The 15,135-nt window shown below is 45.4% G+C and carries 10 protein-coding genes; 4 read left to right on the top strand and 6 right to left on the bottom strand.

Features of this window, described 5'->3' with window-relative positions; genetic code table 11:
- Window positions 1–154: 154 nt before the first annotated feature.
- From ppnN to traF, 3 genes are all read left to right on the top strand, one after another.
- Window positions 155–1,519 (top strand): nucleotide 5'-monophosphate nucleosidase PpnN, encoded by a 1,365-nt coding sequence (gene ppnN, locus AB1S55_RS00835; protein ID WP_370979879.1) that lies wholly within the window; start codon window positions 155–157, stop codon window positions 1,517–1,519.
- Window positions 1,520–1,528: 9 nt separating this feature from the next.
- The gene (smrA, locus tag AB1S55_RS00830) at window positions 1,529–2,107 is read left to right on the top strand and encodes a DNA endonuclease SmrA (protein WP_370979878.1); all 579 of its coding nucleotides are present in this window, start codon (window positions 1,529–1,531) and stop codon (window positions 2,105–2,107) included.
- Window positions 2,108–2,208: 101 nt separating this feature from the next.
- Complete coding sequence (gene traF, locus AB1S55_RS00825) at window positions 2,209–3,687, top strand: conjugal transfer protein TraF (protein WP_370979877.1); 1,479 nt, start codon at window positions 2,209–2,211, stop codon at window positions 3,685–3,687.
- Between the two features lie 20 nt (window positions 3,688–3,707).
- On the opposite strand, the gene AB1S55_RS00820 is transcribed toward traF, so the two are convergent.
- The 3 genes from AB1S55_RS00820 to AB1S55_RS00810 all read right to left on the bottom strand — a co-directional run bounded on the left by AB1S55_RS00820 (window position 3,708) and on the right by AB1S55_RS00810 (window position 8,098).
- Entirely contained in the window at window positions 3,708–5,012 is a 1,305-nt protein-coding gene (locus tag AB1S55_RS00820) for a hypothetical protein (RefSeq protein ID WP_370979876.1), read from the bottom strand.
- Window positions 5,013–5,103: 91 nt separating this feature from the next.
- Window positions 5,104–6,822: a lysophospholipid acyltransferase family protein gene (locus tag AB1S55_RS00815; protein WP_370979875.1), complete on the bottom strand. Its 1,719-nt coding sequence runs from the start codon at window positions 6,820–6,822 to the stop codon at window positions 5,104–5,106.
- A 121-nt stretch (window positions 6,823–6,943) separates the two neighbouring features.
- Complete coding sequence (locus tag AB1S55_RS00810; protein WP_370979874.1) at window positions 6,944–8,098, bottom strand: hypothetical protein; 1,155 nt, start codon at window positions 8,096–8,098, stop codon at window positions 6,944–6,946.
- A gap of 141 nt (window positions 8,099–8,239) precedes the next feature.
- Here AB1S55_RS00810 and serB point away from each other — a divergent pair, with 141 nt between their 5' ends.
- Window positions 8,240–9,454, top strand: coding sequence for a phosphoserine phosphatase SerB (gene serB, locus AB1S55_RS00805; RefSeq protein WP_370979873.1), 1,215 nt, complete (start codon window positions 8,240–8,242; stop codon window positions 9,452–9,454).
- A gap of 100 nt (window positions 9,455–9,554) precedes the next feature.
- On the opposite strand, the gene pta is transcribed toward serB, so the two are convergent.
- The 3 genes from pta to AB1S55_RS00790 form a co-directional block, all read right to left on the bottom strand.
- Window positions 9,555–11,702, bottom strand: coding sequence for a phosphate acetyltransferase (gene pta / locus AB1S55_RS00800; protein WP_370979872.1), 2,148 nt, complete (start codon window positions 11,700–11,702; stop codon window positions 9,555–9,557).
- Between the two features lie 7 nt (window positions 11,703–11,709).
- Window positions 11,710–12,906, bottom strand: a complete 1,197-nt coding sequence (locus tag AB1S55_RS00795) for an acetate/propionate family kinase (protein WP_370979871.1) — start codon at window positions 12,904–12,906, stop codon at window positions 11,710–11,712.
- A gap of 117 nt (window positions 12,907–13,023) precedes the next feature.
- Complete coding sequence (locus AB1S55_RS00790; RefSeq protein ID WP_370979870.1) at window positions 13,024–15,120, bottom strand: EAL domain-containing protein; 2,097 nt, start codon at window positions 15,118–15,120, stop codon at window positions 13,024–13,026.
- Window positions 15,121–15,135: the final 15 nt, after the last annotated feature.

The raw sequence follows: 15,135 nt of genomic DNA, 5'->3' as shown, positions 1-15,135 counted from the left end.
CCTTGCTCAGGCTACCCTACAGCCAAGTCCTAGTACCTAAGTAAGCTTCATGGTGTATTACTCCTTGATTCTTCATTGCTCTGTAATTGTCTACTGTCTGTTGTCACATCTTTGGCGTAAACTTCAGTAGAAGAAACTGGAAAAAGGAGCGCATATGACAAATAGAATTAGCGCACGTGTAGTACCTCAAAAAGCCCTAGAAGTTCTATCTCAGATCGAAGTGACTCGCCTAGAAGCAGCCAATAAGGGTAATTGTTACGAGACTTTTCGCCGCTGTGCTTTGGCCGTATTAAATACCGGCTCGGATACCGATAGCACCAAAGAAGTTCTGGATCTTTATAAAGATTTCGACATTAAAGTAATCGCGCAAGAGCGTGGCATTAAGCTTGATGTTAAAAATGCACCGGCCAATGCCTTTGTGGATGGTGAAATGATTGCAGGTATCCAAGAGCATTTGTTCTCGGTATTGCGTGATATTGTTTATATCAATAATGAATTACAAGAAAATCGTGATATCGATTTTGGAAGCTCGGAGGGGATTACCAATGGTGTTTTTCACGTATTGAGAAACGCTGGTGTATTAAAGACCGATCAAGATCCGAATATAGTTGTATGTTGGGGGGGGCATAGTATCGGTCCTGTGGAGTACGATTACTCCAAAGAAGTGGGTTACGAGCTTGGGCTTAGGCGTATAGATATTTGCACAGGCTGCGGCCCGGGGGCCATGAAAGGTCCAATGAAAGGGGCAACCATTGCACACGCCAAACAGCGTTTTGAAGGTCGTTATATTGGTATTACTGAACCTGGGATTATTGCGGCTGAATCTCCTAATCCGATAGTTAATAAATTAATTATCATGCCTGATATAGAAAAGCGCTTAGAGGCTTTTGTTCGGGTCGGTCATGGTATCGTGGTTTTTCCTGGTGGTGTCGGAACCGCAGAAGAAATTCTGTATATATTGTCTTTGCTATTAAACCCTAAGAATCATGCCAACCCCTTTCCTTTGGTTTTTACTGGGCCAAGTTCATCCAAAGCATACTTTGAAAAAATAGATGCATTTATTGGTCTTACCTTGGGTGAAGAAGCGCAAAAACGCTACAAAATAATCATTGAAGATGCGCCTGCCGTTGCTACTTATATGAAGGAGCAAATGAGTGAGGTTCGAAATTTTCGCCGTTCAACTCACGATGCCTATTACTATAATTGGGTACTTGATACAGCTGATGATGTTCAGCAACCTTTTGAACCGACGCATAAAGCTATGTCGGAACTAAATCTGCATCTCGATCAAAGCCCCTATGACCTAGCTGTTAATTTACGTAAAGCCTTTAGTGGTATTGTTGATGGCAATGTAAAGGAGCACGGTATTCAAGCAATTGAAGAACATGGGCCTTATGAGCTAAGTGGTGATCAAGAGATAATGAAGCCTTTAGCGTCGCTGTTGCAAAGTTTTGTTGATCAAAAACGTATGAAAATACCAACTACGGAATATAGGCCGTGTTATCGAGTTGTAGAATAAGGCGATTTTATGTCTGAAGATTTTAATAGCTTATTAGGTGACGAGGCGGATGATATTCAGCCCATTAAGGTTGAGGCTAGGGTACAGTTAAAAACGTCTAAGCCAGACAAACAAACTGTCGCGCTTAGACAAGACCAAGCCTTGCATTTTACGGAAAATGAGCAAGCCTCAGATCCTTTAGCGAATTCTGAAATGATCATGGTTGAGCCGTTGTCATTGTTGGCTTTTCAGCGACCGGGAGTTCAGCACGGTGTTTATAAAAATCTGCGCCTTGGTAAATACAGTATTGATGCAACTTTAGATTTACATCGCATGACGGTGGATGAGGCAAGGCAGAATATTTATCGTTTTGTCTTAGATTGTTTGGATAATGACGTACGTACAGCTCTTATTACCCACGGTAAGGGGGAGGGACGAGCAACGCCGGCCATGCTTAAAAGCTGTGTCGCTCATTGGTTGCCTCAAATAGATGAGGTGCTTGCATTTCATACCGCGCAAAAACAACACGGTAGTTACGGTGCAACTTATGTGTTGCTAAAAAAGAGTGACAATAAAAAACAATTAAATAGAGAGCGCTTGCGAAAATAGAGCTTGTCGTGTTTTGTCTTTTGCGTATGCGTAAATCTGGCTTAGAATAGAGCATATCCTAAGCATTCAAACTTTAAACCTAAGTGTACATACCTATTAAAATGAAAAAGTCGATATTAGCTTCAGCCATTCTAAGTGCGGCATTTTTAAGTGCCTCTCATGCTTACGCCGCCTCTGTAGAAACAGGTATGGCCCCATCTACAGGTTTAACGTATTCGGGCCATACTGGCGCCAATAATTTATATAACCCTGCTTCAGGAGCACTGCAGCGTACACAGATGAAATCGAGTGATGCTTTTGATTCTAGTTTTAATATTGAGTTTGGCGCTGAATTTGGCAACATCGATGAGCTATTCGATAAAATAGATCAACTATCAAAAAGCCTCACCGAAGGTAATGGTGGTGATGGCGGTAGCAACGGTGGTGGTAATGACGGAGATGGAGGCAATGGCGGTGGTAGTATTGCTCCCGATTTGCCGGACATTGATATAGATAATCCAGAGCTTGAAGCTTTATTAACCTCGGTTGCTGCAAATATTGCAACTATTGCCGGTGTGGTTGGAATTGTTGGTTCAGAAGGTTATACCGTTGTGGATGGCGGTTTTGAAATTCCCGTTTTAATCAATAAAGATATTTGGGGCGGCAGTCTTGCTTTTAAGTTTAGCTCGCAGGTTCAGGTTGCTGCAATTGGTGTCGCGCAACCTATCAACTTCTCTAAGGAGCAAGCTCGCGCTACATTACAACAGTTAAGAGATTTAGACTCTAGCTCGGGAAGTACTACTTATGATTTAAGTGGAGGCGCAATGCTGACTGTAGACCCCTCTGCTGGCCGAGTCAGTTTAAAGATGAATAATGACAGTACCTTGTTAACAAAAGGTGCGCGTGCATTACAGTTAAGGGCTGCGTACTCACGCATGATTTCTGAATCAGATAAAGGTCGTTTATACGTTGGTGTGGAACCGGCGATTGTGCATTTAGGGCGTTCTAACTTAGCCACTCGTATTGGTGATATTAAAGATTCAAAAGAGTTGCTCGAAGATATTAGTGATGCGGATTACGTTTATAACACCGGTGTGACTGCGGACTTAGGTGTATTCTGGGATGCAGATATTTATCGCTTAGGTGCGGAGTTATCTAATTTGTATGAGGCCGAGTTTGAGTTTGACCAAAACAACAGTTCGAGTATTAATGATAGCGGTGTTCAGCGCCAATTAAATCAAGAGCGTGATTTTAAGCTTGAGCGTCAGTTGCGTTTAGAGGGTTCCGTTTTTACACCTAATCGTCGTTGGGTGGCTAGTACTTCGATAGATACCAACTCGACAGTTGATATGATGTACAAAGAGAATCAGTGGTTTTACCTAAATGGTTCTTATCAGCCACAAAACACGTGGTTGCCCTCAGTGCGCCTAGGTTATTCTGAAAACCTTGTCGGTTCTGAGATTCGTATGGTCGGTGCGGGTACCACCTTATTTAAATACTTTAATCTAGATTTATCGACCTCTTTGGATCAGGTAACTATCGACGATACCAGTCTTCCCCGTGGTTACGATATTAAGGCGGGGGTGAAGGTCAGTTTTTAATTTTAGAAACTGTTATCCCGCTAGAAACTTTGCCCAACCATAAGCCACATACCGGCTTGTTCATTGGATACAGCAAAGTCTAAGCGGCCAACCATGGTTGAAAAGTAAGCTCGTAAACCTACTCCAATATCTTGATGCATGTCTTGGAGTAGCCTTGTATTAAAGTCGCTGTGAACTCTTCCCGATTCAGCAAAAGCGACGACCTGCAGCCAGTCTAGATTAAAACGGCGTAATAATTTCCAGCTGTCTGCAGGGTTCCAATCTAAAGTGTGCCGATACTCTGCCGCCAAATATAAAGCCGCCTTATCGCTAAAACGGTTACTGTCAAAACCACGCATTCTGTCAAAACCGCCTAGAGTGGCGCCTTCTCCATAAATGGGAGTATTGCTTAAATAGCTTTCGTCACCCTCTGTATGAACTTGCCATGAAGGTGAATAACCAGCCCAAGCGGTTACTGCGAGGACGCGTTGTTTTGCTCCCAGGCCTTGTCCTAAGTACATGTATTGGCTGTGCTCGGCCTCAATAAAATCCCAGGTGCTTTGTTTAAGTGGGCTGTTGTCACTGGTGTAAGCAATGAACTGTTTGGTACCGGTTGACGGGTTGGCAGGAAAATCACTGTTGTCATAGTGAAAGCCTAGTTGCCAAGAGGCTGACTTTGCGTCAAGCCGCCCTAATTCGGATTCGTATATTTGTTCTCGCCACAGGCGCCTTAATAAAGCGACACTGACACCTGATGTAAGCGGGTTCCAGTGTCCCTTGCGTGAGCTGTCTGAACTTAATAAACCGCCACGTGTTTTATATTCCATCCAGCCCTGTTTTTTAGCTGAGCCAATGGGCAAGACAAACTCGAGGCGTACATCCATCCAGTTGTTTTGTCCTTGGCTTTCAATAAAAAGCTCATTGCTGGAATCGTTTGAACCTGGGCGTGCCTGCTCTGACGGCCAGCGGGTTTCTTGCGGAAGTGCGTAAGCTTTTAATTTTGGATAGTCGCCGTACATGCCTAATGCACTCAAATAAAGGCGGTCAGTGTAAGGCAGGCGAAAATCATTAAGCATAACGGCGTAGGCTTCGGAATCACCACCAAAAACAGTTGCAGCAACGGTCATTTGCGGTTGATAAAAGCCTTTACGTACATAACCAAGGCCTAAGTTGGTTCCCATGCTTTCCGTGCTAAAAGCATAAGGAATCCATAGCTGGTGACCAAAACCTTCGTCTTTTTCTTCGCGCTCTATTGCAAACTTGGTGCTGGCTGGGCTTGCTAGCGTTATTGATGTGTTTATTAAAGCCAGCGCTAAAAGTGTGAATATGCTTATATGTCTGGGCATTGGATGCGAGCTTTAAGAATAGAAATCGCACTTTATCATGCTTGTTTCTTTGATCAAAAAGCCTGCGCTGTTTTTCTTAAATCGGTATGAATCAGTTGTTTCCCAAATAGCGTTTTGCTTTATTCGCTTTAAGCTTCGTAATATCACACATACATAAACCGTCTAAGCAGTCACCGAAGTCAGGGTCGACACTAAATACTAAGGCTTGAAAACCGCCTTCTTCAAACAAGGCTGCGTATTGTTTAAATAATACCGGCAGTTTTAGCTGTCGTTCTTGAAACTGTTTTTGCATGTGTTCGAAGGCGCTTATGCGATCCATGTTTTCAAACATGGCGTTAAACGCTTGCCAGTGATCACTTTCTATTTGATAAGGGTGGTGGGCACTTGCTAAAGCGTGTTTACTACTGTGATAACGCTGATAAAAGAACGCTAACATATCCATTAGTTCTTTGGGGTAGTCGGCACTCATGCTGACAGGCCCAATTAAATAACGAATGTGTTGTGATTTTGATAGATAGGCGCCGATGCCTTGCCAAAGGTAATCGAGGCTGGCTTTGCCCCAATAATTTGGGTTTACAAAACTGCGGCCTAGCTCAATCCCTTGCTTGGCGTAGTCTTCGAACTCACTGCTGTAGCGGTATAGCGACGCTGTATATAAACCCTCGATGCCTTTATCTTTAATTATTTTTTCACCTTCACCTATGCGGTAAGCGCCAGCAATTTCTAGGTTTTCTTGATCCCACAAGACAAGGTGTTTGTAATGGTAGTCATAAGTATCTATGTCTGCGCGGCGACCTGTACCTTCTCCAACTAAACGAAAAGCAAGTTCTCGCAGCCGGCCTATTTCCTTTAATAACACGCTGTCTTTATTGCAGGATGCTAGGTAGATACGATTGCCGTCACGTGTTTGTCCAATCAGCTCATTCTTTTTTAATTCTGCTTGAATGGCTTTTCTATCTTGGGGGTGGGCGATGGTTCTAAGGGTTTCAAACGTTGGGTTTTTCTTTTTTTTGCCCAGTTTATATAAATGCCGGTGTAGCCGCTTTACTAAGGTTCTATCGGTTAATGCCTCGCTTTCCAGTGATTTTCTGGCAATCAGTTCACCAACAGAAAAGTGAATGCTGTGGCTGTGTTTGTTAAACATTTCACGCGCTAATAAAGCGGTGCCTAGTGGTTTAAATAGCATTGATGCGCCATAAAATAATGCTGAGTTATGGGCATGTACACGTATAGGCAAAATAGGTGAGTTTGTACGGCGGGCAAAGTTTAAAAAACCAGGTAACCATTTGGGGTCGCGTATGCCTTTAGGCCTTGCTCGGCTAACTTCACCAGCGGGAAAGACAATAACAGCTTCGTCGTTCTTGAGCGCGGTCACTGTGTTTTTATAGGCTCTTCGGGCCGAATTTGAGCCCATATTATCCAAGGGGATAATGAGATCTTTTAATGCGTGAAAACTGCTGAGCATGTCGTTGGCAAGGATGCGAACATCAGGGCGAACTTCGCTAACAAGCCTTAGCAGGGCAAGGCCATCTAAAGAGCCAATGGGGTGGTTGGCAATAATAACGACTCGGCCACTGGCGGGGATATTTCGGCGTTGATTGGCATTGACGCTGTAGCTGAAATTAAAATAATCGAATATCTCATCAATAAAGTCGATGCCTGAGATACCGGGGCGATCATCAAGAAACTGGTTGATTTCTTTTTCTCTAATCAGCTTGCGCAAAAAAGCTAAGGTCGGTTTGCGGATAAATGCATTTTTGTTAGCAAAGGCGGGAAACTTATTGTGAATAGCTGCTTCAATGTTGATCATGGCGTACCTGCTACAATGCAATCGCTGGGCAGCGGTAGTGCTGCCATTTTAGCTGCAGGCTAGCTCGTTAAGATGACACTTAGATGACCTTGTGGTGATGCTTATATGACAGCTAATTTTATTAAGCGCGTTGAGCGCTTGGTTGTTGTTTTAAACTGTGCATTTGTTTTTGCAAGAGTTGAGCGTAGGGCGGTAGAAATTCCGCGATAAGTTGGCATTGAGCGCTCTCATCACCGTATTGTAAGAGTGCGACTCGGCCGTTTAGGTCTTGGTGGCTAAGGGTTGATTCATCTACGGCTAGACCAACAAAGGGCATGGTTGCACTTTCGAGCTTGTGGTCATCAAGGCTAATTTGTGCACTTAAGTCGAGCGGGACACGGTCGAGTATGCCGCATAAATCGAGTAGTAGCTTTGCGCAGCATGCCGCATTAAACAAAGCCTGTTCTTGTTCATTGGCTTTTACTTCAATTAGGTAACGGTCGCTGTGCCAGCGCCAGTTACAAGCGCCATAAAGAGCGCCTATTGTGTTTAAACGCTTTTCTAATAACTTAAAAGTTGAGCGAAATACACTGCCGTTTAACTGATTTTGCAATACCGCGACATTCTTAATGCGCAATGCCACAAAGGCACTTTGGTTTTGCTCAATGATATGAGACACGTTTGTTTGCTCAAATATTTCGTCATCTTCATTTTGCTCTACTGCTTGTGACGCTTTTTGGCTGTCTATATCTTTACTAATCGTGTCTGTTGGTGGAGGGCTGACCATGACGGGTTTGGGGACCCATACGAAATTGCGTGAGCGATAAATATTATTAGCGGCATAAATAAGGCAAAAGCTTGCGAATAAACCTAGCAGAGTTGAAAGCGCACTGCTGGGTTGGTTTGGCAGTACATAAAGCTCTACGGCTCCGGCGATGCTGTCTTGCAGGGTAATAGCTTGCTCAAAGCGCAAATGACCTTCAGGGAGGTCATAAGAGGCTGGTCCTGCCTGCACTAAAATTTGGTTTTCTGCGCTGTGTACGGCAACACGAAGGACCCTAGGTTGTGTCGCCATAGCCTGTACAATCGCTCCGAGGCTCACTAAATCATTGGCAAAGGCTGGAGCAATGGCTTCGCGTGCTGTTGCATTAGCTAAGGCTTGACCGTAAATCTTACTTTGATCAAGTTCGCTCTGTTGCCACTGTAGGTTTATAGACAAGAGGCCTGCGATCAAGCCAAAACCTAGGCCTAAGGCAAGTATGCTGGGGCGAGAAAAAGGGCTTTGAAGTTTAATCAAGATGTATCCGTTCTATGCTAGCTTGGTGGTAGAGATTTGCCATGCTTGAATCGTTATTTAAGAACCTTGCTCTGCGCTTCACTGCGCTGGCGCGATATCCGCTATAATGGCCTACTTGCTTACTAATTAGAAGTCACCACTGTGCGCGAACTGTTATTAATATCTTTGTCTGGTCGAGATAAGCCAGCTTTGACCTCCCAAATTACCTCTTTATTGGCCGAGGCTAATGCCGTCATCTTGGATATTGGCCAAGCAGTCATACATGAAAACTTAAATCTGGGCATGTTGGTCGAGTTACCCGATGCCGATCACAGTGGTGATGTGGTTAAGAAGGTGCTCTTTTGTGCGCATGAGCTTGATATGCAAGTGCGTTTTCAGCCTGTAGACGAAGATTCTTATGAAGAGTGGACGGGGTTACAGGGGAAGCGCCGCCATATCATCACTTTGTTAGCAAGGCAGATCAGCGCTGAACAAATTGGAGAGCTGACTCGTATCATTGCCGAGCACAACCTAAATATCGACAACATCAGCCGTTTAAGTGGGCGAGTCCCTATTGATGCTCATAGCGGCAGCGCCTGTGTGGAGTTTACCGCTCGCGGTCATGTTGAAGATCAAGCGGAGTTACGTGCTCAGTTTGCCGAGCTGGCTAGTCGCCTTGATGTTGATATTGCTTTCCAAGAAGACAATATGTTCCGTCGCACACGTCGTTTAGTGTGTTTTGATATGGACAGCACTTTAATTGAAACAGAAGTGATTGATGAGCTGGCAAAAGCGGCCGGTGTTGGCGATCAGGTGATTGCCATTACTGAAGCTGCAATGCGCGGTGAACTGGATTTTCAGCAGAGCTTCCGCGAGCGAGTAGCTTTGTTAAAAGGCTTGGATGAAAGCGTGCTTGAAGGCATTGCCGAGCGTTTACCTGTTACCGAGGGCGCTGAGCGTTTAATTAGTACTTTAAGTAAGCTTGGTTATAAAACGGCTATTTTGTCTGGTGGGTTTAATTATTTTGGCCGTTATCTGCAAAACAAACTCGGCATTGATTATGTCTATGCAAACGATCTCGATATTGTCGACGGTAAAGTTACCGGTGAGGTGAATACGCAAATTGTCGATGGGCAGCGCAAAGCGGATTTATTGCGCGAACTCGCTGATAAAGAGCAAATTAGTTTAAAGCAGGTGGTCGCAGTTGGAGACGGCGCTAACGATTTGCCAATGTTGAGTATTGCGGGTTTAGGCATTGCTTTCCGTGCGAAACCATTGGTGAGGGCCGAGGCTAAAAATGCAATATCGAATTTAGGTTTGGATGCGATTTTATATTTAATGGGTTTTCGCGATAGAGAGATAAGCCACTCAAAATAGAGTCGTATAAAGCTTCAGTAGTTACTTGTTTTATATTTATAAAAAAGCCCCGAGTCAGTAATGGCTCGGGGCTTTTTTGTGGCACTAACACTAAGCCTGATTAGGCTTCAGCTTCTGCCTTGCGGCGCTGACCGGCCTGTACTGCGGTTAATGCGATGGTATAGACAATGTCATCTACCAATGCGCCGCGGCTAAGGTCGTTCACCGGTTTATTTAAACCCTGCAGCATTGGGCCAATACTGCCAACTTGGGCTGAACGCTGTACAGCTTTGTAGGTGGTATTACCCGTATTTAAGTCAGGGAAGATAAACACGGTTGCTTGACCGGCAACTAAGCTTTCAGGCGCTTTGCTTTTAGCTACACTGGCAACGGTTGCGGCATCGTATTGCAGAGGTCCGTCGATCAGTAGGTCAGGGCGTTTGGCTTTCGCAATTTTGGTTGCTTCGCGCACTTTTTCCACGTCGGTTCCTATGCCACTGGCGCCGGTGCTGTAGCTGATCATCGCGATCTTAGGCTCAATGCCAAAGGCGGCTGCCGAGTCACCACTTTGAATGGCGATATCGGCAAGTTCTTCTGCACTTGGATCTGGGTTAACTGCGCAGTCACCGTAGACAACCACTTGATCAGGTAGGCACATAAAGAAGACCGATGAGGCGATCTTGGCATCTGGACTGGTTTTAATTAACTGTAGTGCAGGGCGAATGGTGTTTGCCGTGGTGTTCACAGCACCGCTGACTAGGCCATCAACCTCCCCGATTTTTAGCATCACCGTGCCGATCATGATGGGGTCTTCTAATATAGAAAGCGCCATCGGAGGAGTAAGACCTTTGTGTTTACGCGCTTCAACAAGTGCATCAACGTAATCTTCGCGAATAGCTTTAGGGTCTTTTAGCTCGATGTCGTCAGGTAGCTCGATGCTATGCATTTCAGCTATGTGACGAATTTGATCTGGGTTGCCAAGCAAGACACAGCGCGCAATTTTCTTGCGGTGACAGGTAGTCGCTGCGCGAATGGTACGAGGCTCTTCGCCCTCTGGTAGCACAATACGACAGTTTTCTTCGCGGGCGCGTTCAACTAAATTGTGACGGAAAGCCGCAGGGCTTAAACGCACATGGGTATTGGTGCGCACACGCTCAGCTAGCCAGCTTGCGTCAATGCGTTCAGCGACATAGTCCATCACTCGGTTAATACGCGGAATGTCATCACGTGGTACGTTGATGCTCATTTGGTCGAGTTTACGCGCCGTATGAATGGTGTTGTAGTTTGTTAATAAGACAGGCAGTCGCGCTTCAAAGGCGGCGTGGCACAGCTGTAAAATCTCATCCGACGGGCGCAAATTACCTGTTAATAACAAGCCTGCTAGAGGTACGCCGTTAACAACGGCCATGCCGGCAGCTATCAGCAAATCATGACGATCGCCAGGAACAATCACCAAGGTGTTAGCTTTAAGTGAGTTCAAGCTATTGGCAATGGTTCTGGCCAAGATGCTGACCGATTTCACTCGGCGCTCCATGCGCGCTTTGGGATTTAAGCTTTCTGCACCTAAGTGGGCGGCGATATCGGATACACGCGGCGCCATAGCCGATGGATACCAAGGCACTTCGCCAATGCAGCGAAAGGTGGGTTTATCAAAAATCACTAAGTTTTTGGCAATGCTTTCCACGGTTTGTGGCACTTCAACATCGTCGACAACCTGAATGGGAGAGGCGTACTCTTCAGGCGCACCAACCTTGTTTAATACGCAGCCAAGTACTTTTTGTTCGTCAGTTCCGCCGTAATAGTTGGCGGTCATATCGATATGGCGATTTAAGTCAGCAAAGCTTTGGTGGTTCTGTGCGGCAACTAAAATGACATGACTGTCTAAGGTGCGAGCCAAGGTGGCATTTATACGAGCAATAAACGGAGCGTTATCTTGTGGTACTAAGCCTTCAACAACTAATACATCGACGTCTTTTGCGGTGTTTTGGCAGAGCTGGACGACGTCTTCCATCAAGTCTTCCATTTCGTTACCGGCCATACGCTGTTGCGCTTCGCTCAGTAGAATGGGAGTCGGAATATCCATTTGCTGTGTTTCATTTAAAAACAGCAAGGAGGGGTCAAGAACATCGGGGTTGTCAGCGTGTTGGGCGATGGGTTTACAAAACCCCACCTTTAAGCCGACCTGATCTAAGGCGCGTACTAGCCCTAGGGTGGCAGAGGTAAGGCCTACATTGCTACCGGCCGGAGCCAGAAAGAAACTTTTAATCACGGTTGTACTACTCCCCTATCAAACGTGCAGTGTCTTGTGCGATTGCCCACTCTTCGGCGGTGGCAATAACCACTGCGCAAGTGCTTGAGTCGCTGGTAATGACACCGTTGTTATCGCTGCCATGTTTGCCGTTTTGCTCGGTATCGAGTTCAAAACCTAAGATTTTTAAATTGTTCAAGGTGAGTTCGCGTACGCGCACTGCATTTTCGCCAATGCCACCGGTGAAAACCAGTGCGTCTAGTTTGCCAAGAGGCATGGCCAGAGCGCAGATGCTTTTGGCTAAGCGGTAGCAGAATAATTGCACGGCTAGTTCGGCTTGCTCATTACCTTCTTCGGCAGCGTCACAGAGGCTACGCATATCATTGCTGAGTTCAGATACGCCTAATAAACCGCTCTTTTTATTGAGCATGTCAGTGATTTCATCAATGCCAATGTTTAAACGTTGGGCCAAGAATTGATGCAGGCTAGGGTCGAGGTCGCCACTGCGGGTGCCCATCACGAGCCCCTCAAGCGGGGTCATGCCCATGGTGGTATCAATACTGTGTCCATTTAAGACGGAGGTCGCTGAACAACCGTTGCCTAGGTGCGCGGTAACAATGCCGTGTTGGCTAGGGTTTAAGCCCAGCTGTTTAACGGCCTGCTGGGCAACGTATTTGTGGCTGGTACCGTGGAAACCGTAGCGACGTACGCCGTGCTCTCTGTACAGTTCATACGGCAGGGCATAGAGGTAAGCTTCTTTGGGCATCGTCTGATGGAAGGCTGTGTCAAATACTGCAATTTGAGGCAAGCCCGGGAAGAGCTTTTGCATTTGCTCAATGCCCAATACATTAGCTGGGTTATGTAGTGGTGCTAGATCGTTACAGCGCTTAATTTTATCGAGTACAAGATCGTCAACCAGTACGGAGTCGTAGAAGTACTCACCACCGTGAACAACTCGATGACCTACGGCGCTTAACCTGCTTGCAAAGCCTTTGTTTTCTAGCAATTGAAGCAAGGTCTCTAGGGCTTTTGCTTGATCAGCGCCCGCTATGGTTTGTTTATCTTTAACACCTTCGAACTTCCAGCTAAGTGCGGCTTCATCATCGTTCTGACCGAGTCTATCGGCCAAACCATTCATAAGCTCTTGTTGCTTGCCTAAGTCGAAAAGGGAAAATTTTAGTGAGGAACTACCCGAGTTTAATACGAGCACAATTGAATCGGCCAAGGTCTTACCTTCATCTCTGGTTGGCTGGGGGTTAGCTACAAGTTTAGAGCTTATCTGTTACCGCCGCTTGACGGAGGTCAAGCGGCTTGAAGCACAAAGAAAGACTGGCCTGTAGACTTAGCTTTCCATGTCAAAATCGTAGTCCATATTCTCGGCAGGAGCTTGCAAGTAGTAGCCCTGAATATAGTGCACGCCACTTTGCCACAGCTTACTCAAGAGGTTCGCGCTTTCAACAAGGGGCACGATACTGATTTTGTCTTTTTGGTGCAGTTCACTAACTAAGTTATTGAGTGTTGCTACACCTTCGTCGTTATCTTGCAGGTCTTCAGTAAAAGAGCCATCAATTTTGACATAGCTGCTATATACCTGCTCTAAAGCCTTAAATGGATTTAAGGCGCAACCAAAGTGATTAATACTTACGCCGCAGCCTACTTCTTTTAGGGTGTTGGTGAAGTTGCTAGCATCATTCAGGTGATCGTTAATATCTACTTCATTTAGCTGGAAGATAATGGAATCGGTAGGCAGTTTGGCGGTTTTAAATACCACGCTTAACCACGGTATAAGGCTCTCATCAAGCATACTTTCTTTGCTTAAGTGAAGAATGAGTACGGTGTCTGAACCGCTCTCTCGATGCTTAGCTAGGGTCTTAGTCGCTTCTAAGATAACCCAGCGATCAATACGTGTTGTTGCACCAATACTGCTTGCATGGTTTAAAAACTCTTTAGGAGAAATTTCTTCACCGTTGTCATTTAGCATGCGCAACAAGACTTCATAGTGTTCTTTCTCGGCCCCTCTCAAGCTTAAAATGGGTTGGAATAACAAGCGGAAGCGGCCTTGCTCAAGTGCCTTTTGGATATCAAAACTGGGCTCACCATCGCTCTCTTGAGTGACCAGTGGCGCTTCGTACAGTACGGCAACAACGTCGTTATCCTTGTCGTTTTCAATGCGAGCTTGGTCAAGTGCAATAATACTGTGTTCGACCGGCAGTTCGGCTTTACTGCTGGTTTCGTTGATAACGGCAATACCAATGTGGAAGTTAAAGTGCAGTGTTTTACCTTCAACACTGACCACGTGGTTTCTAAGCTCGTGACCAATTTCGTTAGCTCGTTCTTGCGCTCGTTGTGCTGTAATTTTAGGCGCAATTAAAATAAAGCTGTTATCACCGTAGCGGCATAAAACATCCGTTTTTTTAACAAGGCTTTGGGTGTGTTGAGCAATAGCGGCTAGGGCTTTATCGATGGCACCAACACCAAGTTTGGCTGAGACCGTTTCTTGAAAATTATCGATACCAATATGCAAAACGGCGGAGTTAAATTCTTTATCTGCGGCTTTACGTATGCAGGCATTTAACGCTTCGGTCATATAGTTTTTGTTGTATAGCCCTGTTAGCGCATCTTGATTTTTATATTCTTCAAGTTGGGCCTGCAGTTCCTCGCTGTCACCGCCTTTCTGGCTGTGATAAATCAGCTGGATACAGCTTTCTTCATCGTAGACATCTTTGTTGATAGAGAAGTTAATGGGTTTTTCTGTGCCGTCTTGCTGAATTAAGTGCAGCTCCATCTCTTTAACTTCTTCTTCATCTACTTTAAGCATAAAGTTTTTGAGGAAGCTTTTAAGAGTGTCATGCTGCTTAGCCGCGACAATATCGATTACCGGCATGCACTCAATATCATCTCTATCTTCATAGCCTAGTAACTCAGCAAAGCTTTCGTTGGCGTAAAGAAACATACCGTCTTGAACAAAGGCGATAGCATCACGGCTATTATCGAGTAGTTGTTGATTGCGTTGAGCTAGGGTGTTAAAGCGCCGTTCTGCTGTGCGTCGTTTTTCTCGATCGCTGCGGTTACTCAGCTCTCGATCGATAACGAGTAATAAGTGCTGATCTTCATCGAGCTGAACGACATCTTTGGCCCCTATTTTTAAGCCTTCTACTGAAGGCTGAGAGCCCTCTTTATCCGTCAGCATAATCATCGGGATATCTTTATTCTGGCGTCGTATTATCTTAAGGGCTTCAATAGGACTTAAATTTTCAGAGTTCTGTGTGGCGATAACCAGATCCCAAACTTTTTCTTGCAGCAGTTTGGCTAGGGCTTCGGAGCTTTCGGCGTGAGTTGCCCGTACAGAGCGCCCTGCATTTTGCAGCATACTAATTAAGCGCTCGGCCTCTTCCGCCGAATCGTTAATAAGCAATAAACGTATGGTTGGTTGTTGCATTGTTATTGGGTTCTT

It is taken from the genome of Agaribacterium sp. ZY112, assembly GCF_041346925.1.
Classification (GTDB): domain Bacteria; phylum Pseudomonadota; class Gammaproteobacteria; order Pseudomonadales; family Cellvibrionaceae; genus Agaribacterium.
Note: the sequence above shows the minus strand (reverse complement) of the source record. Positions and strands in the feature narration are given on the sequence as shown.

Excerpts from the sequence above, each read along its gene's own strand:
- ppnN (WP_370979879.1), top strand. The coding sequence starts at position 155 with ATGACAAATAGAATTAGCGCACGTGTAGTACCTCAAAAAGCCCTAGAA.
- smrA (WP_370979878.1), top strand. The coding sequence starts at position 1,529 with ATGTCTGAAGATTTTAATAGCTTATTAGGTGACGAGGCGGATGATATT.
- traF (WP_370979877.1), top strand. The coding sequence starts at position 2,209 with ATGAAAAAGTCGATATTAGCTTCAGCCATTCTAAGTGCGGCATTTTTA.
- AB1S55_RS00820 (WP_370979876.1), bottom strand. The coding sequence starts at position 5,012 with ATGCCCAGACATATAAGCATATTCACACTTTTAGCGCTGGCTTTAATA.
- AB1S55_RS00815 (WP_370979875.1), bottom strand. The coding sequence starts at position 6,822 with ATGATCAACATTGAAGCAGCTATTCACAATAAGTTTCCCGCCTTTGCT.
- AB1S55_RS00790 (WP_370979870.1), bottom strand. The coding sequence starts at position 15,120 with ATGCAACAACCAACCATACGTTTATTGCTTATTAACGATTCGGCGGAA.